Source organism: Cupriavidus sp. HE11, from assembly GCF_056097175.1.
Genome location: NZ_CP184464.1, coordinates 92,015 through 118,601, shown reverse-complemented (window position 1 = coordinate 118,601; position 26,587 = coordinate 92,015). Strand labels below are relative to the sequence as shown.

The window sequence follows — 26,587 nt, the reverse complement described above, 5'->3', positions numbered from 1 at the left end:
TTGATGCAGGCCCCGGAGGGCCCGGGGCCTGCATCAACCGGTCAACATCAATACTTCCAGAAGATTTGCTGCAGTGCCTTCGGGTCGTTGGTCTTGGTCAGTGCCAGCGCCATCAGGATGCGCGCCTTCTGCGGCAACTGGTCGTCGGTGACGATCCAGTTGTACTTGTCGTCCGGCTGCTCGGCGTTGCGCACCACGATGCCGCTGCCGGTGCGCGAGGCGCGCACCACCTGCACGCCCTTGGCCTGCGCGGCCTTGAGCGACTCGACCATGTAGTCGCCCACGCTGCCGTTGCCGGTGGCGGCGTACACGATGGCCTTGGCGCCGTTCTTCACGGCCGCGTCGATGCTGGCCGGATTCACGTTACCGTAGGCGTAGACCACGGCCACTTCAGGCAGCTTGTCGATCTTGTCGATATCGAACTCGGTCTGCAGCGTGTGCGGGCGGGCCAGCGTGCGGTAGTACAGCGTACGGCCTTCCACCACGTAGCCCAGCGGGCCGAACGGCGAGCGGAACGTCTCGGTCTTGAACGTGTTGCTCTTGGTCACGTCGCGGCCGGTGTGGATTTCATCGTTGAGTACCACCAGCGTGCCCTTGCCCTTCGAGGCCGGGTTCGATGCCACCAGCACGGCGTCGTACAGGTTCAGCGCGCCGTCGGCGCCCAGCGCCGTGCCCGGACGCATCGAGCCAACCACCACCACGGGCTTGTCGCTCTTGAGCGTCAGGTTCAGGAAGTACGCGGTTTCCTCGATCGTGTCGGTGCCATGGGTGATGACGATGCCGTCCACGTCGGGCTGCTTGAGCAATTCCGACACGCGCTTGCCCAGCTTCAGCAGGCGCTCGTTGTTGAAGCTCTCGGAGCCGATCTGGAAGATCTGCTCGCCCTTGACGTTGGCGACCTTCGAGATTTCGGGGACCGAGGCAATGATCTTGTCGACGGGTACCACGGCGGACTGGTAGGCCGCGGTGTTGGTGGCCGATGCACCCGCGCCGGCAATGGTGCCGCCGGTGCCGATGATGACGATATTGGCCTTGCGCGCTTCGGCCGTGGTGCCGGCGGTCGCGGTGGCGCTGGCTGAAGGGGCCAGTTGCGCGTGCGCGGTGCCGGTCAGCAGCGCGGCCGACAGCAGCAGGGTGGCAAGGGTGGTGAGCTTGGCAGGTCGTTGCATGATTCTCCTCTTGTCGGCGCGGTGCTGATTCTTGTGGACGCAGCATGGGCCGTTTTTGATTGGTCCGTGGAGCCGCCGCGAGCCGCAATGGTTCGCCAACGGAGCGAGAACTATAACCACGCGTCGATGTTGCGTCGACAACTACAACAGAATCCTTGCAACCCGGAAACGTATGCCAGATAAGACAAAGCGGCATTCTTCAGCGAGGAAGAATGCCGCCCGGTGACGACAATTCAAGAGAAGTCTGAGAGCAACCCAAGGTCATCCCAAGGTCATCCCAAGGTCATCCCATGGCCACCCCAGGGCGACCCTCAGACAGGTCTGACAGCAGCGCGTCCGTTCAGAACGCATCTCCCGGCACGCGCACCCAGCCTTCCATCAGCACGCGCGCGCTGCGGCTCATGATGGCCTTCTGCACGGTCCACTGGCCGTCGACCAGCGCGGCCTGGGCACCCACGCGCAGCGTGCCCGACGGATGCCCGAAGCGCACGGCTTCACGCTCGCCGCCGCCGGCCGCCAGGTTCACCAGCGTGCCCGGCACCGCGGCTGCCGTGCCAATGGCCACCGCCGCCGTGCCCATCATCGCGTGGTGCAGCTTGCCCATCGACAGCGCGCGTACCAGCAGGTCCACGCCGCCGGCCTCCACGGTCTTGCCGCTCGACGCGGTATAGGTGGCGGGCCTGGCTACGAACGCCACCTTGGGCGTGTGCTGGCGCTTCTTGGCCTCGTCGATATCCTTGATCAGGCCCATGCGCCTGGCGCCGTAGGCCCGGATCGTCTCGAACATTGCCAGCGCCTTCGGGTCGCCGTTGATGGCGTCCTGCAGTTCGGTGCCGGTGTAGCCGATGGCCTCGGCCTCGACAAAGATCGTCGGAATGCCGGCATTGATCATGGTCGCCTTGAGCGTACCCACGCCCGGTACTTCCAGGTCGTCGATGAGGTTGCCGGTCGGGAACATCGCGCCGCCGCCATCGTCGCCTTCCTCGGCGGCAGGGTCCATGAATTCGAGCTGGACCTCGGCGGCCGGGAAGGTTACGCCATCCAGTTCGAAATCACCGGTTTCCTGCACCGCGCCGTTGGTGATCGGCACGTGCGAGATGATCGTCTTGCCGATATTGGCCTGCCAGATCTTCACGGTCACGGTGCCGTTTTCAGGAATTCGCGATGCCTCGATAAAGCCGTTGCTGACCGCGAACGGGCCCACGGCCGCCGACAGGTTGCCGCAGTTGCCGCTCCAGTCAACGAACGGCTGGTCGATCGATACCTGGCCGAACAGATAGTCCACGTCGTGGTCAGGGCGCGAGCTTTTCGAGATGATCACCGTCTTGCTGGTGCTCGATGTGGCGGCGCCCATGCCGTCGATCTGCTTGCCGTACGGATCGGGGCTGCCGATCACGCGCATCAGCAGGCGGTCGCGCGCGTCGCCGGGCTTCTGCGCCGATTCGGGCAGGTCCTGCAGCCGGAAAAACACACCCTTGCTGGTGCCGCCACGCAGGTACGTGGCGGGAATCTTGATTTGAGGTACGTGAGCCATCGTAGTTTTCCTAATCACCGGTCAGGCTGCCGCGCGCGACGATTCCAGGAAATCCTGGGCAAAGCGTTGCAGCACGCCGCCGGCCTCATAGATCGACACTTCCTCGTCGCTGTCCAGGCGGCACAGCACCGGCACTTCCACCTTGTCGCCGTTCTTGCGATGGATGACCAGCGTCAGTTCGGTGCGCGGGCGGCGCTCGCCGACCACGTCGAACGTCTCGGTGCCGTCGATGCCCAGCGTCAGGCGGTTGGTGCCGGGCAGAAACTCCACCGGCAGCACGCCCATGCCGATCAGGTTGGTGCGGTGGATGCGCTCGAAGCCTTCGGCCACGATGGCTTCCACGCCAGCCAGGCGCACGCCCTTGGCGGCCCAGTCGCGCGACGAGCCCTGGCCGTAATCGGCCCCGGCCACCACGATCAGCGGCTGCTTGCGGTCCATGTAGGTCTCGATGGCTTCCCACATGCGCACCACCTTGCCTTCCGGCTCGATGCGCGCCAGCGAACCCTTCTTGACCGCGCCGTCGACCACGGCCATTTCGTTGATCAGCGTCGGGTTGGCGAACGTGGCGCGCTGGGCGGTCAGGTGGTCGCCGCGGTGCGTGGCGTACGAGTTGAAGTCTTCCTCGGGCAGGCCCATCTTCGCCAGGTACTCGCCCGCCGCGCTGTTGCGCAGGATGGCGTTCGACGGCGACAGGTGGTCGGTGGTGATGTTGTCACCCAGCACCGCCAGCGCGCGCATGCCGCGCAGCGTGCGCTCGCCGGCCAGTGCGCCTTCCCAGTACGGCGGACGGCGGATATACGTGCTCTGCGGGCGCCAGTCGTACAGCGGGTCGATCGACGTATCGTTCTCGGCGTGCAGCGCGAACATCGGCTCGTAGACCTTGCGGAACTGCTCGGGCTTCACGCTCTGCCTGACGATCGCGTCGATTTCCTCGTCGCTCGGCCAGATGTCCTTCAGGTACACCGGCTTGCCGCTGGCGTCCGTGCCCAGCACGTCCTGTTCGATATCGAAGCGGATCGTGCCGGCGATGGCGTAGGCCACCACCAGCGGGGGCGATGCCAGGAACGCCTGCTTGGCGTACGGGTGGATCCGGCCGTCGAAGTTGCGGTTGCCGGACAGCACGGCCGTCGCGTACAGGTCGCGGTCGATGATCTCCTGCTGGATCTTCGGGTCCAGTGCGCCCGACATGCCGTTGCAGGTCGTGCACGCGAACGCCACGATGCCGAAGCCGAGCTTTTCCAGGTCGGGCAGCAGGTTGGCTTCTTCCAGGTACAGCTCCACGGCCTTCGATCCCGGCGCCAGCGACGACTTGACCCACGGCTTGCGCGTCAGGCCGCGTGCATTGGCATTGCGGGCCAGCAGCGCGGCGGCAATCACGTTGCGCGGGTTGCTGGTGTTGGTGCAGCTCGTGATGGCGGCGATGATGACCGCGCCGTCGGGCATCTGGCCCGGCGTTTCTTCCCACTTGCCGGCAATGCCGCGCGCGGCCAGGTCCGACGTGGGCAGACGCTTGTGCGGGTTCGACGGGCCGGCCATGTTGCGGACCACCGACGACAGGTCGAACGACAGCACGCGCTCGTATTCGGCCGTCTTCAGCGCATCGGCCCACAGGCCGGCGGTCTTCGCGTACGTTTCCACCAGTTGCACCTGGGCTTCGTCGCGGCCGGTCAGGCGCAGGTATTCGGTGGTCTGCTCGTCGATGAAGAACATCGCGGCCGTGGCGCCGTACTCGGGGGCCATGTTCGAGATCGTGGCGCGGTCGCCCAGCGTCAGGCTCGACGCGCCTTCGCCGCGGAATTCCAGGTAGGCGCCAACGACCTTTTCCTTGCGCAGGAATTCGGTCAGGGCCAGCACGATGTCGGTGGCCGTGATGCCGGGTTGGCGGCGGCCGGTCAGTTCCACGCCGACGATGTCCGGCAGGCGCATCCACGACGCGCGGCCCAGCATCACGTTCTCGGCCTCCAGGCCGCCCACGCCGATGGCGATCACGCCCAGCGCGTCAACGTGCGGCGTGTGGCTGTCGGTGCCCACGCAGGTATCGGGGTAGGCCACGCCGTGGTCGGCATGGATCACGGGTGACATCTTCTCCAGATTGATCTGGTGCATGATGCCGTTGCCCGGCGGGATCACGTCGACGTTGCGGAACGCCTTCTTGGTCCAGTTGATGAAGTCGAAACGGTCTTCGTTGCGGCGATCCTCGATGGCGCGGTTCTTCTTGAACGCGTCGGGATCGAAGCCGCCACATTCCACGGCCAGCGAGTGGTCGACGATCAGCTGCACCGGCACCACCGGATTGACCTTGGCGGGGTCGCCGCCCTGGTCGGCAATGGCGTCGCGCAGGCCGGCCAGGTCTACCAGCGCGGTCTGGCCCAGGATGTCGTGGCAGACCACACGGGCCGGGAACCACGGGAAATCGAGGTCACGCTTGCGTTCGACAAGCTGCTTGAGCGAATCGGTCAGCGTGGCGGGGTCACAGCGGCGCACCAGGTTTTCGGCCAGCACGCGCGACGTGTACGGCAGTTTGTCCCAGGCGCCCGGGGAGATGTCATTGACGGCGGCGCGGGCGTCGAAGTAATCGAGCCTGGTCCCGGGCAGCGGCTTGCGGAAGGCAGTGTTCATGGCGACTTGAGGACTTTGCGTGCCTGCCACCGCCCGGCGGATGGCCGGGCCGGGTGGCGGCACTGTTGTTGTTGCGGTAAATCAGGCGCGCTTTTCGATCGGCACGAACTTCAGGTTCTCCGGGCCGGTGTAGTTGGCCGTCGGACGGATGATCTTGTTGTCGATCCGTTGCTCGATCACATGCGCGGCCCAGCCCGACGTGCGGGCGATCACGAACAGCGGCGTGAACATCGCGGTGGGCACGCCCATCATGTGGTAGCTCACGGCGCTGAACCAGTCCAGGTTCGGGAACATCTTCTTGGCGTCGGCCATGACCGTTTCCAGGCGCTCGGCGATGTTGAACATCTTCATCGAACCGGCGTCCTTCGACAGCTTGCGGGCCACTTCCTTGATCACCACGTTGCGCGGGTCGGAGATCGTGTACACCGGGTGGCCGAAACCGATCACCACTTCCTTGTTTTCCACGCGACGGCGGATGTCCGCCTCGGCCTCGTCAGGGGTGTCGTAGCGCTTCTGGATCTCGAACGCCACTTCATTGGCACCGCCGTGCTTCGGGCCGCGCAGCGCGCCGATGCCGCCGCAGATGGCCGAGTACATATCCGAGCCGGTGCCGGCCACCACGCGGCAGGCAAACGTCGACGCGTTGAATTCGTGCTCTGCGTACAGGATCAGCGACGTCTGCATGGCGCGCTCCCACAGCTTGCTGGGGGCTTCGCCGTGCAGCAGGTGCAGGAAGTGCGCGGCAATCGATTCGTCGTCGGTTTCCACCTCGATGCGGCGGCCGTTGTGGCTGTAGTGGTACCAGTACAGCAGCATCGAACCCAGGCTCGCCATCAGGCGGTCGGCGATATCGCGCGCGCCCGGGGTGTTGTGGTCGTCCTTCTCGGGCAGCACCGTGCCCAGCACCGACACGCCGGTGCGCATCACGTCCATCGGGTGGGCGCTGGCCGGTACCCATTCCAGGGCGGCCTTGACGTTGGCCGGCAGGCCGCGCAGGGCCTTCAGCTTGATCTTGTATGCGGCCAGTTCGGCCTTGGTCGGCAGCTTGCCATGCACCAGCAGGTGGGCGATTTCCTCGAATTCGCACGTATCGGCAATGTCGAGGATGTCGTAGCCGCGATAGTGGAGATCGTTCCCGCTACGGCCAACCGTGCACAGGGCGGTGTTGCCGGCGGCAACGCCCGACAGGGCAACGGACTTCTTGGGCTTCGGCGTGGCCAGCGGTTGAGCTTCGGACATCTGGGTCTCCTTGATTCGATTTCGAGTGTTTTGGGTGCGAGCAGCCATGGTGGGGTGTCCTATTGCAGCGCAACAGACCGCATCGCAAAGAATAACGCGAACGTGTGCGTGATCGTTACCGGGCCTTGCCTTGCGCGAACAGCGCGTCGAGCTTCTGCTCGTAGGCATGGTAGTCGATCCGCTCGTAGAGTTCGGCACGCGTTTGCATGGTGTCGACCACGTTTTTCTGCGTACCGTCGCGGCGGATGGCCGCAAAGACGTTTTCGGCGGCCTTGTTGGCGGCGCGGAACGCCGACAGCGGGTACAGCGCCATGGCAACGCCCACGCTGCGCAGGTCGTCGAGCGTGAAATACGGGGTGGCGCCGAACTCGGTCAGGTTGGCCAGCACCGGCACCTTCACGGCGTCGACGAACTTGGCATACATGTTCAGGTCGGTCATGGCTTCCGGGAAGATGGCGTCGGCGCCGGCTTCGGCGCAGGCCACGGCGCGCTCGATGGCGGCGTCCAGGCCTTCGACGGCCAGCGCATCGGTGCGGGCCATGATGACGAAGTTCTCGTCGGTACGTGCGTCGACGGCGGCCTTGATGCGGTCCACCATCTCGTCGCGGCCGACGATTTCCTTGTTCGGGCGATGGCCGCAGCGCTTGGCGCCAACCTGGTCCTCGATATGCATGGCAGCGGCGCCAAACTTGATCAGCGAGCGCGTGGTGCGTGCCACGTTGAAGGCCGACGAGCCGAACCCGGTGTCAACGTCCACCAGCAGTGGCGTGTCGCAGACATCGGTAATGCGGCGGATATCGGTCAGCACATCGTCAAGGTTCGAGATGCCCAGGTCGGGCAGGCCCAGCGAGCCTGCGGCCACGCCGCCACCCGACAGATAGATCGCGCGATACCCGGCGCGCTTAGCCAGCAGCGCATGGTTGGCGTTGATCGTGCCCGGGATCTGCAGCGGGGTCTCGTCGATCAGGGCCTGGCGGAAGCGGGCACCCGCGGAGCGGGCAAGTTCGTTGGCGGAAAAAGTCATGGCTGGAATCTCTTGTTGGTTCAAACCTGCTTCGGGGGCAGGGGCGGCTCTATAGCGCAAGGGGTGTGCCAGCGGGCCTGAACCGGGTGCCGGCGTAACCGGTGCGTCATTCCGATAGGCAGAAACCCTTACGCGTCAGGGGGTTAGGTGACGCCGATGCACGTTTGACGCGTGGGTCGCAAGCATCCGGCATCACAAAGTGGGTGAAGTGGGTTGCAGTCGTGCAATGCATGCATTTCAAAGTTGAAATGCACCGGCCATGCGCGCACAATCGGCGGATCGCTACATCGTGCCCGCCGCCATGTCATCGCTGCCCACCCCGATCCCGCTCAATCCGGCTTCCCCGGCCGTTCCCGGCGCCCGCCCGCGCATCTGGGCGATGGGTATCAGCCGCCTGTCACGCGCCTTTGCCGATCTGATTCCGGCCTACGCGGCCCGCGCGGAATTCCGCATCGTCGGCCGGGCGTTCGAGTCGGCGGCCAGCGCCATCAATCGCGAGGCCCGCGAGAACCGTGTCGACGTGGTGGTGGCCGGCGGCTCCAACGGTGCGTACCTGCGCCAGCATGTGGACGTGCCGGTGGTGCTGGTCAAGGTCACCGGCTTCGACGTCATGAGCGCGCTGGCGACGGCGCGCCGTATTTCGCCCAAGGTGGCGCTGGTCACGCATGCCTCCACCTATGCCGAGGTGGATGAGTTCGTGGGCGCGTTCGGGCTAGATATCCCGCGCTATACCTACCTGACCGAAGACGACGCCATGGCGCGTGTACGGGCGCTCAAGGAGGAAGGCATCCGCGTGGTGGTGGGGCCCGGCATGGTGACCGATCTGGCCGACAAGTATGGGCTGATGGGTGTGTTCCTGTATTCGGGCAATGCCGTGCGCCTGGCGCTGGAAGATGCGATCGAGGCCGCGCGGCTGCGCCGTATCGAATCCACGCGGCGCGACTACGTCAACGCAATCCTGGCCCATCTGAACGAAGGGGTGGCGGCTGTCGACGCCGAGGGGCGGGTCCAGGCGTTCAATCCGGCCATGGAGAGATTTCTGGGCACGCCGGCCGGCGCGGCCGTGGGGCGCAAGCTGTCGACGCTGGCGCCGGGCCTGTCGCTGGATGGCGTGATGCAGAGCGGGGCACGCGAACTGGAGGCGATTCACCGGCTGGGCGACCGGATGGTGGTGGTCAACCGCATTCCGATCGTGGGCGAGGCCGGTACGTCCGGCGCGGTGCTGACGATCCAGGATGCCAATGCCATTCATCGCGCCGACCGCAACCTGCGCTCGCGTACGCGGGCGCGTGCGGCAGGCGTGCGCTACAGCCTGGACGACCTGGCCGGCGATTCCCCGGCCATGAGCGACCTACGGGCGCTGGCGCGCCGCTACGCGCTGGTGGATTCGACCGTACTGGTCAGCGGTGAAAGCGGCACCGGCAAGGAGGTGCTGGCGCAGGGCATGCACGATGCCAGCCCGCGTCGCGCGTTCCCGTTTGTTGCCGTCAATTGCGCGGCGTTTCCGGAGGCGCTGCTCGAATCCGAACTGTTCGGCTACGAGGAGGGCGCGTTCACGGGTGCCCGGCGCGGCGGCAAGGCCGGCCTGTTCGAATCGGCCCACAACGGCACGCTGTTCCTGGACGAAGTGGGCGACATGCCGCCGGCGCTGCAAACGCGGCTGCTCCGCGTGTTGCAGGAAAAGCAGGTGCTGCCGATTGGCGGTCTGGAAGCCGTGCCGGTCAACGTCCGCGTGATCGCCGCCACACACCGCGACCTGGCCGCGCTGGTGCGCGAAGGGACGTTCCGCCAGGACCTGTACTACCGGCTCAATATCCTTCGCATCGAAATGCCGCCACTGCGCGAGCGCGCGGCCGACCTGGCAGCGCTTGCCACGCTGCTGTACCGGCGTGCCCAGGAACGGCTGGGCATCGACGCGCCGCAGCCATTGCCCGACGTGGTGCGCGGACGCCTGGCGCGCTACGTCTGGCCCGGCAATATCCGCGAACTGGAAAATGTGACGGAGCGCATCGCCGTGCTCGTCGCTGGAACCGACCTGGCCCCGGCGGCCCTGCAGCGCGAATTGCAGGCGGCTGTGCCGGAACTGTTTTCCGGGAACGACATGGCTGTCCTGCCGCCAGCCGCCACGGACACCCTTGAGCCGGGTGGAGCAGGGCTGCCCGGTGCCGCGGGTTCACAGTCCCTGGCCGGGGTGGCCAAGGCAAGCCAGGCCGAGCACATCCGCCGTGTGCTGGCCGAATGCGGCGGCAACCGTGCCGCTGCCTGCGCGCACCTGGGCATCAGCGCCACCACGCTCTGGCGGCGACTACGGGATGGGTGAATGCTGGCGTGACTTACGCGATACGGACTTGTCGACGATCTAGTAACGCAATTAACGGCCAAGACATACGGCTAACTTCGAGGGCCGTTCCGGCCAATGCAACCACGCTTCGTCCGTAGATCCAGCTCGGCAAGTGGTGCGAACTAGCGGTGCGCTGCGCAAGTCGCCTGGTGGCGGACGAAGCACGAGCTACGCGTTGAACGACGCGCCGCACGGCCGCTAACGGCCGCGAAATCGATTGAATTTGGAGGGGTGGCCGGCCAAGGCCCAGCCACCCCTCAGACGTCATCGGCCAGGCGTACGCCGGTGAACTGCCAGCGCTGGTGCGGATAGAAGAAGTTGCGGTACGTGGCGCGGATATGGGATTCGGGCGTGACGCACGACCCGCCGCGCAGCACCATCTGGCTGCTCATGAACTTGCCGTTGTATTCGCCCACCGCGCCGGCGCTTGGCCGGAAGCCCGGGTAGGGCAGGAAGGCGCTGGCCGTCCATTCCCAGACATCGCCGAACATCTGCCGCAGCACGCCCGACGTGTTCTGCCGGTCTGGCAGCGGCCGCAGCGTGCGGCCTTCGATGAAATTGCCGGTCGCCGGCAGGTTGCGGGCTGCGTGTTCCCATTCCGCCTCGGTCGGCAGGCGACGCTCGGCCCAGCGCGCGAACGCGTCGGCTTCGAAGAAACTCACATGGGTGACCGGGCTTTCCGGGTCCACGGGCTGCATGCCGCGCAGCGTCATGTGCCACCACGTACCTTCGCGGTCTTCCCAGTACAGCGGCGCCTCGATGCGATTGTCACAGACCCAGCGCCAGCCATCGGACAGCCACAGTCCGGCGGTCTGGTAACCACCATCCTCGATGAACTCAAACCACTGGCGGTTGTTTACCGGGTGCGAACACAGCGCATACGGTTGCAGCAGCACCTGATGGCGTGGCGTTTCGCAATCGAAGGCAAAACCGTCGTCGCCATGGCCGATGGTGACGATGCCGCCGGGCATGGAGATCCATTCAGGCGCCGGGCGCGGATCGGCCACCACCGGCACCGTCATCGCCGGCACGTAGGCCGGGCGCAGCGGATTCTGGGCGAACAGGTGCAGGATGTCGGTCAGCAGCAGCTCCTGGTGCTGCTGTTCGTGATGCAGGCCCAGCGTGATCAGCGCGGCTTCGTCGTCGGTCTGGGCGGACATCAGCAGTGTCAGCATGCTGTCGTCCACCGCTTCACGATAGGCCAGCACTTCGTCGAGCGACGGCCGGGTCAGCAGCCCGCGCCGCGGCCGGGGATGGCGTGCGCCGACCGCTTCGTAATAGGAATTGAACAGGTACCGATACTGCGGATCCACCGGCTCGTAGTCGGGGATGCGCGCACCGAGCACGAATTCCTCGAAGAACCACGTGGTATGGGCCAGGTGCCATTTGGCGGGGCTGGCGTCGTCCATCGACTGCACGGTGGCGTCGGCATCGGACAGGTCGGCGACCAGTGCCTCGGTGGCGGCGCGGACATGGCGATACTGGCTCAACAGGGCGGGTTCGTGCGGCGGATGACTGGCGGTGGCAGGCAGCAGGGCTGAGGCGGCGGCGGTCATGCAGGCTCCCGGATGGCGGCGGACGCAGGGGGTGTCTGGCAGGTTGTCCAGACGGTCGAACCATCATAGACCCATCCGCGCCGGGGGGCGAGCCGGGTGCCTTCCGCGATCCTTGTAGGCCAACGCCTACAGGGGCCCGGGTCCGGCACACAGGCAAAAAAAGCAAAAAAAGACAGGTACCCCTGGTGGGGATACCTGTCTCAGACAGCAACCGGCGTCAAGGGGAAGCGGCGCCGGGTACTTCACGGAGGCGGGGTTACGGCTCCAGTCGAAAACCAGTTCGAATCAGTCAACCGGTCAGTCGGCCGGTTCAGGCGGCGGCGCGCAGGGCGTCGTTCAGGGCGGCGATCTCGGTCTTGGCCGTGGTCAGGCCGGCCTCGCGGGCTTCCGCGCCCATTGCCAGGCCGTGGGCACGGACGAACGAGATATCGGTGATGCCCAGGAAGCGCAGCACCACGTCGACGGTCACTTCATGCAGATCCAGTGCCGCGCCGTCCTGGCGCACGCCGCCACGCGACGACACCACGATGGCCTTCTTGCCCTTTGCCAGGCCTTCCGGGCCGTTCTCGGTATAGCGGAACGTACGGCCGGCTTGTGCGATGCGGTCGATCCAGGCCTTGAGCTGGCTCGGGATGCCGAAGTTGTACTGCGGCGCGCCAATCACGAGCACGTCGGCCGCCAGGAATTCGGCCAGGTATGCCTCGGTAATGTCCAGTTCGGTCTGCTGGGCGGCATTCAGGCCGTCCTTCGGGCCGCCCAGCACGGGCAGCAGGTGGTTGCCAAGGTGGGCCGGGGCTTCGCGGTCCAGGTCGCGCACGGTGACCTTGGCGCTGGGGTTCTTGGCGACCAGGTCAGCCACGATGCTGGCGGTCAGGTTGCGCGAGACGGAGTTGTCGCCCAGTACGCTCGAATCGATCTGCAGGATGTTCATTGTCTGGCTCCACTAAGTTCGGTTGGGATGGCTGAAAGATATAGGCTGGCCATTGATGCCGGTAGTGAGGCAAAATGCAAATGATTGTTCTATTGATGCAACGGAGCGCTGACCATGCAGGATCTCAACGATTTGTCGCTGTTTGCCCAGGTGGTGCAGCACGGCAGCTTTTCGGCCGCCAGCCGTGCCAGCGGGGTGCCGAAGTCGCGCCTGTCCCGGCGAATCGCCCAGCTGGAGCGCGACCTGGGTGTGCAGCTGCTGCGCCGGACCACGCGCCAGGTGCGCGTGACGCCGCTTGGAGAGTCGTATTACGCCCATTGCCGCGACATGCTCCAGGCCGCCGAAGCGGCGCGCGAAGTGATTGAGCAGTCGCGCGAACAGCCGGGCGGATGCCTGCGGGTCAGTTGCCCGGTGGCGATCGTGCAGATCCTGCTGGCGCCGAATATCGGGCATTTCATGCGCGCCAATCCGGGTATCCAGCTCGAAATCGATGCCACCAACCGCCGCGTCGACGTGATTGGGGAGGGCTATGACCTGGCCCTGCGCGTGCGCAATGTGCTGGACGATTCCAGCCTGGCCGTGCGCACCTTTGGCAAGAGCGACCTGAAGCTGGTCGCCAGCCCAGCGCTGCTGGACAGCATCGGCCGGCCGCGCACGCCGCAGGCGCTGGAAGGCATGCCGGGGGTGGGGCAGAAGCCGCACGAAGGCCGCCATGTCTGGACGCTGTTCGACAAGGCCGGCGAGCCCGTCAATATTGGCTACGATCCGCGCCTGGTGTCAGACGAATTCGCAATCCTGCGCGAGGCCGCCATTGCCGGCGTGGGCGTCGCCATGCTGCCGCGCATGTATTGCCGCGACGATATCGAGCGCGGCGACCTCGAAGTGGTACTGCCCCAGTGGGACTTGCCGATGGGCGTGCTGCACGCGGTGTTTCCGTCCCGGCAGGGCGTCACCCCCGCATTGCGCCGCTTTCTCGATTTCCTGGCCGAAGTCCTGCCGGAACATGCGCGCAAGGTGGGCATGATGACGATGCCCGGCGTGCCCATGCATGCTGCGCCGCCCACCGAGCCGCCGCCGCGATCCAGCACCCAGAAGGCCGACGCCGACTGATTCGCAACCGGCGCATGCACCGCGACGCTGCGCCTTTACCTTCACGCTGGCACGATCTAAGGTAGTTGTGCAGGTCACATGCGCCTGCATCAAACCGCAAGGAGCCAACGCGATGAGTCGTACGCAAGGAACGCAGGACCTGGGCAAAGCCGTTCTCCGCATCGTGCTGGGCGTGCTGATCCTGTTGCACGGCATTTCGAAGCTGATGTCCGGGCCTGGCTTTGTCACCCAGGTGGTGACCCAGGCGGGCCTGCCTGCCGCGCTGGCCTACGGTGTCTATATCGGCGAGATCGTTGCGCCCATCCTGCTGATCATCGGTCTCTGGTCGCGCCTGGCCGGGCTGATCGTGGTCATCAACATGCTGTTCGCGTTCGGGCTGGTGCATACGAAGCAGCTTGGCGAGATGGCCCCCACGGGGGGCTGGGCGCTGGAGCTCCAGGCGATGTACCTGGCCGCCGCGCTGGCGGTGGCCCTGCTGGGGGCAGGGCGGCTGAGCGTGGGCGGTATCGACGGCAAATGGAATTAGGGAAGCAGGGAAGCAGGGAAGCAGGAAAGCAGGAAAGCAGGAAAGCAGGAAAGCAGGGAAACGGCGACTGACAACGGCAACTGACAACCCGGAACCAGGGAGACTGCCATGGCTGGCCTGATGATGACTCGCGTACCGGCTGCCCTCGGTGCGGTGCTGGCGGCCGCGCTGGCAGGCTGCGCCACCGGGCCCGACATCCGTACCGACTACAACCACAGCACCGACTTTTCCCAATATCACACCTTTGCCTTCCTGCCGCGCCTGGGCACGGACCGGCAGGGGTATGAAAGCCTGACGACGCAATATCTGAAGGACGCGGTCCACAAGGAGATGACCGCGCGCGGCTATGAATATGCGCCGCGCCAGCCCGACCTGATGGTCAACTTCAACATGCAGTTCCAGCAGAAGGTGGTCAGCAGTCCGGCGCCGATGCCGCCGCCCGGCTACATGGGCTACTACGCCTACCGGGGCGGGCTCTATGCGCCGTGGCCCGGCTATGGCTTCTACAGTGACACCTACACCTATACCGAGGGCACGCTGAACATCGACCTGGTCGACGCAAGCAAGAACCAGCTCGTGTGGGAAGGGGTGGCCCAGGGCGATGCCAGCGAGCCGGAGCGGCAGACCAGCCAGCTGATGATCGAACAGGTGGTGGGGCAGATCTTCGCCCGATACCCGTTCCGGGCCGGCATCGGGGCGCCGAGTCAATAAGGCGTGGCAAAGTCGTAAGTTTTTCCGCGCCGGGCCCGTCCCGTCCAGCCAGACCCGCTACAATCGCTGCCCGTGGTTTTGAACGTGTCATATCAAAAATGGGTCTGGGCTGGTTCGGATTGTCGACCTTCTGGCTGTTGCCGCTTGTCTGGCGAACGGTGGGCCGTGTGCTTGCCGGCGATCGCCGCCTGTTCGGCCGTGGCTCGCTGCGTATATGGATGGGTACGGTGCTGGTGCTGGGCGCCAGTGCCACGCTGGAAGCGCTGACTGGCGGCGAAGGCGCCACGGCCGGTGGTGCCGTGGGGCATGCGTTGGCCGGCATGGTGTCCGGCATGCTTGGCTGGACCGGCGCGCTGCTGATGATGCTGGCCGTGCTGGGCCTGGCCGCACCGATGGTGTTCGGCGAAACCTGGCGCAGCCTGTTCCTGTTGCGCCGGCCGCGCACGGATGCTGATGAGGCACCGGCCCCGTCGCCCGTGCGCAATGAATCGCGCGTGGATACGCGCGCCGACTTCCGCACCGATTTCCGCTCCGAGTTCCGCAACGATGCGCGCACCGAGACCGCACCCTCGCAGGCCGCGTCGCGCGAATCCGTCGACCGCTGGGAAACGACGTCGATGCCGGGCCAGAACCGGCAGGCGCCGCGCCACAAGGGCATCGAAGCGGTATCCGCACGCCGCCAGCCGGCCTGGCAACCGCCGCCGCGCACGCGTGAGTCGCCACCGCAACCGGGCGAGATCTGGTTGCATCAGGCCGGCGCTCCGGGCGCCGTGAAGACCGAGCCGGTGGCCGCACCGGCCCGCGCGGCATCGAGGCCCGAGACGGCCACGCCGCCGGCGTCTCAGCCGAAAGCGCAGCAGCAGACTCAGCCCAAACCGCAGCCGCAACCTCAACCGAAACTGCAACCGAAGCCGGAAAGCAGGCCCGCCGCGCCCCAGGCCACCGTGGTCAGCAGTCCGTTCCGCAATCCGCAGCTTGGCTTGCGCTCGGCAATTACGACGCTGCCCGAAGCCATGGCAAAGCCCGCTGCGGTGGCGGCAAGCACCGCTGCAGTCGTGGCGGCGTCGGCCGACTCGGATGTGGCGGTTGCCGAAGCCCCGGTCCAGGCCGATACGCTGGCGGGATCATTGGCCGATACGCAATCCGTATCGCGTGCCACCGAAATCGCGGCCGATATTGCCATGATCGCGGCGGCTGCCGATGTGGCCGACGATGCGGCACCGGAGCAAGCCGACGAGCCAGTCACGCTGGCGTCGATTCGCGATGAAGCGATGACGCTGCTGGCCGAACTGCGCGCGCTGGCCGGCAAGCCAATCGACGCGCCCGACATCCCTGTGCCGGCGACGGTGGAACCGCTGGCGACGGAGGTGGAAACGGCGCCGATTCAGGAGACGGTCGAGCCGATGGCTGCCGTGGAGGCGGTGGCGTTGGATCAGGACGCAGAAACGGCGGTGGAACCTGCTGCAGCGTTGCTCGTCGCCGAACCGGCCATGGAGGCTGTCTGGGCTGTCGAGGCTGTCGAGCAAATCTCGCCGGTCGAGTCCACCGAGCCCATCGAGCCCATAGAACCCATCGAGTCCACCGAGTCCACCGAGTCCACCGAGTCCACCGAGTCCGTCGAGCCGCAATCCGAAGCCCCGGCAGCCCCGGTGCAGTCGGCCTCGGAGGCCATCGAAGCCGCCGTCGCCGCATCGATTTCGGAGGCCGAGGCCGAGGCCGAGGCGGAAGCTGACATCGAACGGGCCGCAGAAGCAGAAGCCGAAATCGCTGCAACAGACGTTACGGCCGCCGAGGTTACGGCCGCCGAGGTTACGGCAGCACATACGGCAGCGGATCCGCAAGCCGCCATCGATGCCACGGAACCCGACCAGGCAACGGATTGGGCGGAGCCGTCCGAGGCCGTGACGGCGGAAGACCCGGCGCCGGTGGAGGATGCAAACGTCTTTGTCCAGCCCACGCCAAAGCCGCGCATCGTGCTGCCGGCCGTGGTGGGTAATACCGTGCCGCTTACCCCGGTGCAGTCCACTACCGCTCAGACTTCATTCGCGGTGGCGCCTGCGCCACTTTCGACGCCGCCGGCTCCCCGCGTGGTGGTCGACTACCGCCTGCCCGGTACGGATCTGCTCGAAGCCGCCGCCGAGAGTGGCGAGAATGCCGAACAGATTTCCGAGGAGCGCCTGCAGCAAACCAGCGAACTGATCGCGCAGCGACTGGCCGAGTTCAAGGTGCCGGTGTCCGTGGTGGGCGCCAGCGCTGGGCCGGTCATCACCCGTTTCGAGGTCGACCCGGCCGTGGGCGTGCGCGGTGCGCAGGTAGTCGGGCTGATGAAGGATCTGGCGCGCGCGCTGGGCGTGACGTCGATCCGCGTGGTCGAAACCATTCCGGGCAAGACCTGCATGGGGCTGGAACTGCCCAATGCGAAGCGGCAGATGATCCGGCTGTCGGAGATCGTCAGCGGCAGCGCGTTCGATGCCCATGCGTCGAAGCTGGTGCTGGCGATGGGCAAGGACATCACGGGCAATCCCGTGGTGACCGACCTGGCCCGCGCGCCGCACCTGCTGGTGGCTGGCACGACCGGCTCGGGCAAGTCGGTGGCGGTCAATGCCATGATTCTGTCGATGCTGTACAAGGCCACGCCGGAAGACGTGCGCCTGATCATGATCGACCCGAAGATGCTGGAGCTGTCGGTCTACGAGGGCATTCCGCACCTGCTGGCGCCGGTGGTGACCGATATGAAGCAGGCCGCGCACGCGCTGAACTGGTGCGTGGGCGAGATGGAAAAGCGCTACCGGCTGATGTCGGCGCTGGGCGTGCGCAACCTGGCCGGCTACAACCAGAAGATTCGCGCGGCCGAAGCCGCCGAACAGAAGGTGCCGAATCCGTTCTCGCTGACGCCCGACGCGCCGGAGCCGCTGTCCACGCTGCCGCTGATCGTGGTGGTGATCGACGAACTGGCCGACCTGATGATGGTGGCGGGCAAGAAGATCGAGGAACTGATCGCCCGCCTGGCGCAGAAGGCGCGTGCGGCGGGCATCCACCTGATCCTGGCCACGCAGCGGCCGTCGGTGGACGTGATTACCGGTCTGATCAAGGCCAATATCCCGACGCGCGTGGCGTTCCAGGTATCTTCCAAGATCGACTCGCGCACGATCCTGGACCAGATGGGTGCCGAAAGCCTGCTGGGGCAGGGCGACATGCTGTTCCTGCCGCCGGGCACCGGCTATCCGCAGCGCGTGCATGGCGCTTTCGTGGCCGACGAGGAAGTGCACCGCGTGGTGGAGCACTGGAAGCAGTTCGGCGAGCCGGACTATGACGAGGCCATCCTGGCCGGCGACGCGCCCGAAGGCGCCGCCGACCTGTTCGGCGAAGGCGGCGGCGATGGCGAGGCCGATCCGCTCTACGACGAGGCCGCGCAATTCGTGCTGACGTCGCGCCGGGCATCGATCTCCGCCGTGCAGCGGCAGCTGCGCATCGGCTACAACCGGGCGGCGCGCCTGATCGAACAGATGGAGGTGGCCGGGCTGGTGTCGCCGATGGGCCGCAACGGCACGCGCGAAGTCATCGCGCCCGGCGGCCCGGGCGACTGATCCAACGCGTCGGAAGAGGCCATCGACATGCGCGCCATCCAGGGCAATTTGCTGCACGACATCCCGGTCCACGCCGACGGCGAGGTCTTCACGGACCTGCTGTCCTGGCAGGCCACGGGCCGGGTCCGGATCGAGCGGATCGTCTCGAACGGCCAGGCCAGCCCGCCGGATTTCTGGTACGACAGCGCCGACGACGAGTGGGTGCTGGTCATCAGCGGCAGCGCCAGCGTGGAAATCGACGATGGCACGAGCCATATGCTGGGCGCCGGGGACTGGCTCCAGCTGCCCGCCCATTGCCGTCATCGGGTGGCCTGGACCGATGCGGCGCAGCCGACGGTCTGGCTGGCTGTCCACGTGAGTCCCGATCCGTCGCAGGCTTCCTAGCTCCCCCGCTCCCGCAGGCGGGGGCGGGGAGCAAAGCCTGGCTGGGGCGGTGCCAACGTCTGGGGGCAGGCTTCGTACAGCCCAGCTTGTATGGCTCTCGTATGGCTTTATGATGTCGGGACAACTCACCCGGAGACTCCGGCTTGTCCCCCATGCCCCGGCTGCTCGTCGTCTGGTTTTCGCTTGCCTGCCTGCTCGGTCCGGCCGCTCATGCTGCCCAGCCGGACGCCCTGCGCATTGGGTCCAAGCGCTTCACCGAGTCGTACATCCTTGGCGAAATCCTGACGCAGGCCGCGGCGCCCCATGCCGGGGCGCGTCACCTGCCAGGCCTGGGCAACACGGCCATCGTGTTCGAGGCGCTCAAGGCCGGCAACATCGATGCCTATCCCGACTACACCGGCACGCTCGCCAGCGAAATCCTGAAGCTGCCCGGCCACGCCACGCTGGAGCAGATCAACACCGCGCTGGCGCCGATGGGCCTGGGCGCGGCGATTCCCCTTGGTTTCGAGAATACCTACGCCATCGCGGTATCCGATGCCCGCGCGGGCAGCCTGCGTACGCTGGCTGACCTGGCGCGCCAGCCCGCCCTCCGCCTCGGGTTGTCCCACGAATTCATGGGCCGCGCCGACGGCTGGCCGGCGCTGGTGCACGCCTATGGCCTGCCGCAGAAGCCGGTCGGCATCGACCACGGCATCGCCTACGAGGCCCTGCGCGACGGCCAGATCGACGGCACCGACATCTACTCGACCGACGCCAAGATCCACAGGTTTCATCTGCGCGTGCTCGAAGACAACCTCCACGTGTTTCCCGGCTATGAGGCCGTGGTGGTCTACCGGCTGGACGTGCCGCAACGCTTTCCGGCCGCCTGGCAGGCGCTGCGGCAACTGGCGGGGCGCATCACCGTGGCGGACATGATCGACATGAACGCTGCGGCGGAGATCGGCGGGGAATCGTTCGCGGCCATCGGGCAGCGGTTTCTGTCGGGGCGTCCGGCCAAGGGTGCCAGTGCGGCCAGTGCGGCCAGCGTGCAGGCTGGCGGCGGCACCAGGGACGGTGGCCGGCGCCTGTTCGGCGTGCTGGCTGGCGCGGATACCTGGCGTCTGACGGTGCGCCACCTGGCACTGGTAGGCGGCGCGGTGGGCGCGGCCACGCTGGTGGGGGTGCCGCTGGGCATCGTTGCGGCACGGCGTCGCCGGCTTGGGCAGGTGCTGCTGGCGCTGGTGGGCATGCTGCAGACGGTGCCGTCGCTGGCGCTGCTGGCGATGCTGATTCCGCTGCTGGGTCGTATCGGCGTCTGGCCGGCGATGATCGCGCTGTTCCTGTATGCGCTGCTGCCGATCGTACGCAATGCCTGCACGGGTCTTCAGGAAATCTCGCAGGGCATGCGCGATGCGGCGCGGGCGCTCGGTTTCCGGCCCATGCAGGTGCTGCGCTACGTGGAGATTCCACTTGCCATGCCCGTGGTGCTGGCCGGGGTGAAGACCGCAGCCATTATCAGTGTCGGCACGGCCACGATTGCCGCCTTCGTGGGGGCCGGCGGTTACGGCGAGCGCATCGTCACCGGCCTTGCGCTCAATGATTCGACGCTGCTGCTGGCCGGCGCCATTCCGGCCGCGCTGCTGGCGCTGCTGGTGCAGGGGGCGTTTGGTGGCGTGGAATGGTGGACGCGCCGCCGGCGCATGTCCTGAGGCCAACCTGTCAGTGATGCCCATGCGTGGATTGAAGATATTCCGATACTGGCTACTGGCGATGACCCTGGCATCGACGGCCAGCTTCGCCCTCGGCGCAGCGCCCGCGCCGGCCGATCAGGTTGCGCGCGGGCGCTACCTGGCCCGCATCGCCAACTGCGTGGCATGCCACACGGCAAAGGACGGCGTCCCCATGGCCGGCGGCCTGCCATTGCAGACCGCCGTCGGCACGGTGTACTCGACCAATATCACGCCCGATGCCGAGACCGGTCTGGGCCGCTATTCGCTGGACGATTTCGACCGGGCCGTGCGCCACGGGCAGGCGCGCGACGGCAAGCGGCTGTATCCGGCCATGCCGTACACGTCGTACGCGAAGATGACGCGCGACGACGTGGCGGCGCTCTATGCCTGGCTGCACAGCGAAGTGAAGCCGGTGCGCCAGGCGAATCGCGAAACCAGGCTGCAGTGGCCCTACAGCATGCGCTGGCTGCTGGTGCCGTGGAACTGGCTGAACCTGCGTGGCGATCCGGTGCGGGTTGACGCGAAGCAGGGCGATACGTGGCAACGCGGCGCCTATATCGTCCAGGCCGTGGCCCATTGCGGCGCCTGCCATACGCCGCGCGGCGTGCTGTATGGCGAGAAGGGCATCGACGAACGCAGTCGGCATTTCCTGTCCGGCGCGACGGTCGAGGGCTGGTCGGCCACCAATCTCACCGGTGATGCCTTGACCGGCCTGGGGGCCTGGTCGAAAGCGGATCTGGTGGAGTACCTGCACACGGGCCGCAATGCGCATGCCACATCGTTCGGCCCCATGTCCACCGTCATCGCCACTTCCACGCAATATATGAGCGCCGCCGATCTCGATGCGGTAGCCACCTATCTGAAGTCGATTGCCGGCGTGCGGGGCGAAATGCAGCCGTTCCGCTACGACGCATCGGCCGCCATGCAACTGGAGCAGGGCCGCTTCGACACACCGGGTGCGCGCCAGTACGCCACGTTCTGCATGCCTTGCCACCAGAGCACCGGCAAGGGCTTTGCGCGGGTGTTCCCGCCACTGGCCGGCAATCCCACCGTTGTGGATCCCAATCCGGCATCGCTGGTCAACCTGCTGCTCGACGGTGCCGTGACGGCGCGCGTGGATACGGCGCCAACCGACTATCACATGCCCGGCTATGGCTGGACCCTGGACGATCAGGAACTGGCCAATCTGCTGACGTTTATCCGGGGCAGCTGGGGCAACCGCGCCGCGCCCGTGTCCCCCGATGCCGTGGCCGAGCGCCGCCGCGCAATGGGCGTGCGCGCCCCCGAGACTCCATGACGCCATGACCATTACCCGCAGAGACTTCCTGAACGGCACTGCCCTGGCCGTGACGGCAGGGCTGGCGCCAGGCCGGTTGCTGGCGGCCCCGGGTTCGGCCACGGGCAGCTACCCGCCCGCGCTGACGGGGCTGCGCGGCAATCATGCCGGCACCTATACGCTGGCGCACAGCCTGGCGCGCGAAGGCGCCACGTATCCCGGTGTGCTGGCGCGGGAGGCCTATGACCTGGTGGTGGTGGGCGGAGGCATCAGTGGCCTGGCGGCGGCGTGGTTTTATCAGCGCAGGTTTGGCGCCTCGCGGCGCATCCTGATCCTCGACAATCACGACGATTTCGGCGGCCATGCCAAGCGCAACGAATTTACCGTGCGTGGCCGCACGCTGGTCACCTACGGCGGCAGCGCAGACATGCCGCCCTCGGCTAACGACAATGCCGCCGTGCGAACCTTGCTGGCTGGGCTGGGGCTGGCGCCTACCGCGCAGGCGCGTGCCTTGCCGGGCGAAGATTACGAACGGCGGGGCCTGGGGCGCGCCGTGTTCTTCGATGCGGGGCATTTCGGCCGCGATCAGTGGCTGGCTGGCGATCCATATGCCGCCGTCGTCGATGCACGCGTGCGCGGCGCGGTGGTATCGAGCGAAGCCACCGACATATTGCGCGGATTTCTGGCGAAAGCGCCATTACCGCCCGCCGATCGCGATGCGCTGCTTCGGCTGGCACAAGGCGCGACCGACTTCCTGGCCGGCATGCCGGCCGAGAACAGGCGCGTCTATCTGCAATCCACGCGATACGCGGCATTCCTGCGCGACAAGGCGGGCGTCGGGCTGGCCGGCCTGCGCTTCCTGCGCAGCCGCAGCCAGGATGCATATGCGCTGGATGCCGATGGGATATCGGTCGCGCAGGCCATCGCCATCGGCCTGCCGGCTGGGGCGGGCATGCCCGATCCCGCCCTGGACGTCAGGCTGGGCAAGTCGCCGGCATCGCGCCAATGGTTTGCGGATGGCAACGCCACGCTGGCTCGCGCGCTGGTGGCGCAACTGGTGCCCTCCGTGCTGCCGGCCGGTGCCAAGGCAGTCGGAGACGCCCGCATCGACTATGGCAAGCTCGACCAGGACGGCAGCAGCGTGCGCATCCGGCTGAACAGCACTGCCATTTCGGTCGAGCCCGATGTGCGCATCACGCGTGTTACCTATGGCTGGCAGGGCAACCTGCAGCGTGTAGAGGCGCAGCACGTGATCGTCGCCGGATACGGCATGATGGTGCCGTTCATCGTGCCGACGCTCCCGGCAGCGGCAAAGACGGCGCTGCGGTCCGACGTCAAGGCACCGCTGGTCTACACGAAGGTGGCGCTCGACAACTGGCGGGCCTTCGACACCTTGAAGGCATGGCGCGTCCATGCGCCGACGATGGCCTATTCCGATCTCTGGCTGGAGCCTGCCGCCGGCGGGCCCGACGATCCGGTAGTGCTGCACATGCTGTATGTGCCCACGGTGCCCGACAGCGGCATGCAGGCGCGCGAGCGCTTCCGCGCAGGGCGGGCGTTCCTGCTGGGCACACCGTTCGACGTGCTGGAGCGCGACATACGCGCACAACTGGATCGCATGCTGGCGCCAGGCAGTTTCCGCGCCGAGCGGGATATCCGGGGCATCACTGTCAATCGCTGGGCCCACGGCTACAGCTACATGCCATCCTCGCTGGCCCCCGACGATGCGGGTCTGCAGGTGGCGCTGGAGCAGGCAGGGCTGGGCATCGGCAATATCCGCATTGCCGGCGCCGATGTGGCAGGAAGCCCGTCCGTTACCGCCGCCATTGACCAGGCGCAGCGTGCGGTGCTGTCGTTGCGGGCGGACACTTGAACCGGGCGCGCCGGGCGGGCGCCATCGAAACCGTTATTCAGCCGCCGGTGACGAATTTCTGCAGCAGCCGGCGGAATTCATCGAATTCCTCAACGGAAAATCCCTGCAGCCGTTGATTCAATACCTCCGGTGCAATAGTCGGGATTTCCGAGGCAATACTCCGGCCTTTCGGCGTCAGGGTCAAATTCACCACGCGCCGGTCGTCGATGCTGCGACTCCGTTCGAGCAGGCATTTTTCCTCGAGTTTGTCGAGCATGCGGGTCATCAGGCCGCTATCGATGCCGAGCAGCTTGCTGATTTCGAATGGCGTGCTGGCCATCCCCCGGTTGAGTGAAAGCAGGATGCCCATTTGCTGGCCGTTGATGTCCAGCGGACGCAACGCCGAGTCCATTTCCATCAGCAGGCTGTTGCGGGCCTTGTTCAGATGGAAGCCAATGCTTTGCGTCAGCTGGAAATTGTCAGGTGTGTAGTGCTTCACGACGGTTTCCTTTGCGTTGCACTGATCGAAAGTTGATCGGTCAGCAACCGATCTACGCCTCAGGCGAATGCTGGCTGGCAGGTATTCGCCGGATCGTAGTCTGGCAAAATCGCTGCGGTATGGGAATTCAATTTTATTGTGTCTCGAATTAGATGAAATGGAATACGCGAAACTGCATCGACGAGATTTTCGGCGATGCAGTTTGAGAGAAATGAATAATCCCCCGTACGGGTTATAGAATGACTCGACATTACGGCAATGTGTGACGCCGGAAATGGTGCACCTGCAATATCCCGGCCCAAATTTCCCGAAAGTACTTAACGCGGGGCGCAAGAAAGTTCATCACGGCGCGACGCGCATCTGACGGGGTGCTCCGGTACATTGCCCGGCAGGGGCTTGATATGCCACACCAGCCCACGTCGAACGTTGCCTCCGGAGTTCACTCGATGCGAGTGTCATTTGGAAGAAAATCCGCGCCGAAATGCCTAAGGAAATTCGCAGGCCAGCTTGTTTTCGGGAGTCTCTGCCTCGCGGCTGGCGCCTTGTCCGGCACGGCCAGCGCGCAATCGAGCGCCGAACTGGCTAACAAGAGCAACAACCCGCTGAATCTGGCGCCATCGTTCAATATCCAGAATTTCTATTCGCCGCGCCTGTATGGCAGCAATGCCCATACCAATGACCTGCTATTGCGGCCGACCATTCCCGTGGCGCCGGGCAGCCTGATCGGCGTGCCGCAGATATTTCGCGGCACCGTGCCGGTCAGCACACGTCCGAAGGCCGATGGATCGTACGAAACCGGCCTGGGCGATATCAACCTGTTCGATATCTTCCTGTTGCGCAGCGAAGGGATGCAGATCGGCGCCGGGCCATTGCTGACGATGCCGACTGCCACCGATCCCAGCCTGGGCACGGGCAAGTGGCAGGCCGGGGTGGCCGCGGTGGTGGTGGATCCGACCCCTGCGCGGCTGCTGGGCATGCTGGTGCAGTGGCAGCATTCGTTTGCCGGGCAAAGCAGCCGTCCGGACGTGCAGTCGCTGACGGCCCAGCCGTTCATGATCTTCAACCTGCCGCATGGGTGGTATGTGCGGTCCACGGGTACCTGGACCTTTGATTTGCAGCATGGCACGTACTACGTGCCGATTGGCCTGGGTGCGGGCAAGGCGTGGAAAGAGGGGCACACCATTTTCAACGCCTTTGTCGAACCGCAGTATTCGGTGCTGCATGACGGCAGCGGGGTTCCGCAATGGACGATATTCGCCGGTCTCAACATGACCTTCGGCAAATGAAACGCACCTGCGCAGTGTTTGCGGTGATGGCATCGGCGTGGCTCGCCGGCGCGCCGGCACCGGTGCGCGCCGAGCCCGATCCGCCGGAAGGCGTGGCGTCATCGCCAGCGCCGGCTCCGGCCCCGGCTGACAAGGCCGCCGCATCCAAACCGAAGCTGTCGATGTTCGATCCCGAGGACGGGATGTTCGATATGAGCGATTTCCTGCTCCACCACAAGGGCGCGCTGCCCGTGCCGACGATCATCACCGAGCCGGCGGTGGGCTATGGCTTCGGGCTGGCGCTGGCGTTCTTCTCGCAGTCGATGGCCGAAGCCGCGGAGGAGGCAAGGGCGTCGGGCAAGGGGCCGGCGCCACCGAACATCACCGTCGTCGGCGGCGCATATACCGAAAACGGCACCTGGGCGGCCGGCGCCGCGCATTTCCACACCTGGAACGGCGACCGTATCCGTTACCTGGCCGCCGTGGGCAAGGTCAATGCCAACCTGGAGTATTTCGGTGTGCAGAACCAGGCGCGTGCCTATTCGCTGGACGGCTTCATGCTGCTGCAGCAGCTGCTGTTCCGCGTGGCCGATTCCCATTGGTATATCGGGCCCCGCTACGTGTATGCGGATAGCACGGCCAGCTTCAAATTTGGGTCTTCGCCCAACGAACTGGGGCCGATCGACAAGAGCCAGCGCATCGGCAAGGGCGGCCTGGTCATCGACTACGATTCGCGCGACAACATCTTCTTCCCGAACAAGGGCAGCTACGCGGAATTCGAGGCCCAGTTCGCGCGTGGCGGCCTGGGCAGCACGCAGGACTTCAACATGTTCAATGCGCGCGGCTTCACCTGGCTGCCGCTGGCGCGCACGTGGATCCTGGGCCTGCGGGCCGATTCCAAATTCTCGTCGGGAGACGTGCCGTTCTACGCGCAGCCGTACGTGGACCTGCGCGGCGTGCAGAAGGGCCGCTACCAGGATCGCAACGCGCTGGTGGCCGAAGTCGAGCTGCGCTGGGACGTGACGCCGCGCTGGTCGGTGCTGGCGTTTTCGGGCACGGGCAAGGCCTATGGCCGCTGGCACGATTTCTCGGACGCCTCCACCGTCGTCAGCGTCGGCGGCGGCTTCCGCTACATGATCGCGCGCAAGCTGGGCCTGTCGATGGGTATCGACGTGGCGCACAGCAAGAACCAGAACGCGTTTTACCTCCAGGTGGGCAGCGCCTGGCACTAGGCGCCGCCCGGCCTTCGGTGCAT

Annotated in this window: 19 protein-coding genes; 11 read left to right on the top strand and 8 right to left on the bottom strand. The window is 66.1% G+C overall.

Going from position 1 to position 26,587, the window contains the following annotated elements; genetic code table 11:
* Nucleotides 1-47 precede the first annotated feature (47 nt).
* The 5 genes from ACOABP_RS00560 to prpB all read right to left on the bottom strand — a co-directional run bounded on the left by ACOABP_RS00560 (nucleotide 48) and on the right by prpB (nucleotide 7,585).
* Nucleotides 48-1,169 carry an asparaginase gene (locus ACOABP_RS00560; protein WP_474226522.1) on the bottom strand — a complete coding sequence of 374 codons (1,122 nt, stop codon included), beginning with the start codon at nucleotides 1,167-1,169 and terminating at the stop codon, nucleotides 48-50.
* A gap of 340 nt (nucleotides 1,170-1,509) precedes the next feature.
* Nucleotides 1,510-2,703, bottom strand: a complete 1,194-nt coding sequence (gene prpF / locus ACOABP_RS00555; protein ID WP_474226521.1) for a 2-methylaconitate cis-trans isomerase PrpF — start codon at nucleotides 2,701-2,703, stop codon at nucleotides 1,510-1,512.
* Between the two features lie 21 nt (nucleotides 2,704-2,724).
* Nucleotides 2,725-5,322 (bottom strand): Fe/S-dependent 2-methylisocitrate dehydratase AcnD, encoded by a 2,598-nt coding sequence (acnD, locus tag ACOABP_RS00550; RefSeq protein WP_474226520.1) that lies wholly within the window; start codon nucleotides 5,320-5,322, stop codon nucleotides 2,725-2,727.
* Between the two features lie 81 nt (nucleotides 5,323-5,403).
* Nucleotides 5,404-6,561, bottom strand: a complete 1,158-nt coding sequence (gene prpC / locus ACOABP_RS00545; RefSeq protein WP_474226519.1) for a bifunctional 2-methylcitrate synthase/citrate synthase — start codon at nucleotides 6,559-6,561, stop codon at nucleotides 5,404-5,406.
* A 115-nt stretch (nucleotides 6,562-6,676) separates the two neighbouring features.
* Nucleotides 6,677-7,585, bottom strand: a complete 909-nt coding sequence (gene prpB, locus ACOABP_RS00540; RefSeq protein ID WP_066735362.1) for a methylisocitrate lyase — start codon at nucleotides 7,583-7,585, stop codon at nucleotides 6,677-6,679.
* Between the two features lie 379 nt (nucleotides 7,586-7,964).
* Here prpB and prpR point away from each other — a divergent pair, with 379 nt between their 5' ends.
* Nucleotides 7,965-9,905, top strand: coding sequence for a propionate catabolism operon regulatory protein PrpR (gene prpR / locus ACOABP_RS00535; RefSeq protein ID WP_474227876.1), 1,941 nt, complete (start codon nucleotides 7,965-7,967; stop codon nucleotides 9,903-9,905).
* 278 nt (nucleotides 9,906-10,183) lie between these two features.
* On the opposite strand, the gene egtB is transcribed toward prpR, so the two are convergent.
* Nucleotides 10,184-11,482 (bottom strand): ergothioneine biosynthesis protein EgtB, encoded by a 1,299-nt coding sequence (gene egtB / locus ACOABP_RS00530; protein ID WP_474226518.1) that lies wholly within the window; start codon nucleotides 11,480-11,482, stop codon nucleotides 10,184-10,186.
* A 310-nt stretch (nucleotides 11,483-11,792) separates the two neighbouring features.
* The gene (locus tag ACOABP_RS00525) at nucleotides 11,793-12,413 is read right to left on the bottom strand and encodes an FMN-dependent NADH-azoreductase (RefSeq protein ID WP_474226517.1); all 621 of its coding nucleotides are present in this window, start codon (nucleotides 12,411-12,413) and stop codon (nucleotides 11,793-11,795) included.
* A 114-nt stretch (nucleotides 12,414-12,527) separates the two neighbouring features.
* Here ACOABP_RS00525 and ACOABP_RS00520 point away from each other — a divergent pair, with 114 nt between their 5' ends.
* From ACOABP_RS00520 to ACOABP_RS00485, 8 genes are all read left to right on the top strand, one after another.
* Nucleotides 12,528-13,523, top strand: coding sequence for a LysR substrate-binding domain-containing protein (locus tag ACOABP_RS00520; RefSeq protein WP_474226516.1), 996 nt, complete (start codon nucleotides 12,528-12,530; stop codon nucleotides 13,521-13,523).
* Nucleotides 13,524-13,635: 112 nt separating this feature from the next.
* Nucleotides 13,636-14,049 (top strand): DoxX family protein, encoded by a 414-nt coding sequence (locus ACOABP_RS00515; protein WP_474226515.1) that lies wholly within the window; start codon nucleotides 13,636-13,638, stop codon nucleotides 14,047-14,049.
* Between the two features lie 108 nt (nucleotides 14,050-14,157).
* On the top strand, nucleotides 14,158-14,760 hold the full coding sequence (locus ACOABP_RS00510) for a DUF4136 domain-containing protein (RefSeq protein WP_474226514.1): 603 nt from the start codon (nucleotides 14,158-14,160) through the stop codon (nucleotides 14,758-14,760).
* A 98-nt stretch (nucleotides 14,761-14,858) separates the two neighbouring features.
* Complete coding sequence (locus ACOABP_RS00505) at nucleotides 14,859-18,347, top strand: FtsK/SpoIIIE family DNA translocase (protein ID WP_474226513.1); 3,489 nt, start codon at nucleotides 14,859-14,861, stop codon at nucleotides 18,345-18,347.
* Between the two features lie 27 nt (nucleotides 18,348-18,374).
* Entirely contained in the window at nucleotides 18,375-18,731 is a 357-nt protein-coding gene (locus ACOABP_RS00500; protein ID WP_474226512.1) for a cupin domain-containing protein, read from the top strand.
* Nucleotides 18,732-18,883: 152 nt separating this feature from the next.
* Nucleotides 18,884-20,419, top strand: a complete 1,536-nt coding sequence (locus ACOABP_RS00495; protein ID WP_474227875.1) for a glycine betaine ABC transporter substrate-binding protein — start codon at nucleotides 18,884-18,886, stop codon at nucleotides 20,417-20,419.
* Nucleotides 20,420-20,480: 61 nt separating this feature from the next.
* Nucleotides 20,481-21,737 (top strand): c-type cytochrome, encoded by a 1,257-nt coding sequence (locus ACOABP_RS00490; protein WP_474226511.1) that lies wholly within the window; start codon nucleotides 20,481-20,483, stop codon nucleotides 21,735-21,737.
* A 4-nt stretch (nucleotides 21,738-21,741) separates the two neighbouring features.
* Nucleotides 21,742-23,589 carry an NAD(P)/FAD-dependent oxidoreductase gene (locus ACOABP_RS00485; protein ID WP_474226510.1) on the top strand — a complete coding sequence of 616 codons (1,848 nt, stop codon included), beginning with the start codon at nucleotides 21,742-21,744 and terminating at the stop codon, nucleotides 23,587-23,589.
* A gap of 37 nt (nucleotides 23,590-23,626) precedes the next feature.
* Here ACOABP_RS00485 and ACOABP_RS00480 read toward each other — a convergent pair whose 3' ends face one another.
* Nucleotides 23,627-24,067 (bottom strand): MarR family winged helix-turn-helix transcriptional regulator, encoded by a 441-nt coding sequence (locus ACOABP_RS00480; RefSeq protein ID WP_474226509.1) that lies wholly within the window; start codon nucleotides 24,065-24,067, stop codon nucleotides 23,627-23,629.
* Between the two features lie 542 nt (nucleotides 24,068-24,609).
* On the opposite strand from ACOABP_RS00480, the gene ACOABP_RS00475 reads away from it, so the two are divergent.
* Together ACOABP_RS00475 and ACOABP_RS00470 are read left to right on the top strand one after the other, a co-directional pair.
* The gene (locus tag ACOABP_RS00475; RefSeq protein ID WP_474226508.1) at nucleotides 24,610-25,353 is read left to right on the top strand and encodes a hypothetical protein; all 744 of its coding nucleotides are present in this window, start codon (nucleotides 24,610-24,612) and stop codon (nucleotides 25,351-25,353) included.
* A 161-nt stretch (nucleotides 25,354-25,514) separates the two neighbouring features.
* A complete protein-coding gene (locus ACOABP_RS00470) occupies nucleotides 25,515-26,564 on the top strand; it encodes a BamA/TamA family outer membrane protein (RefSeq protein WP_474227874.1) in 1,050 nt (349 codons plus the stop codon).
* Nucleotides 26,565-26,587 lie beyond the last annotated feature (23 nt).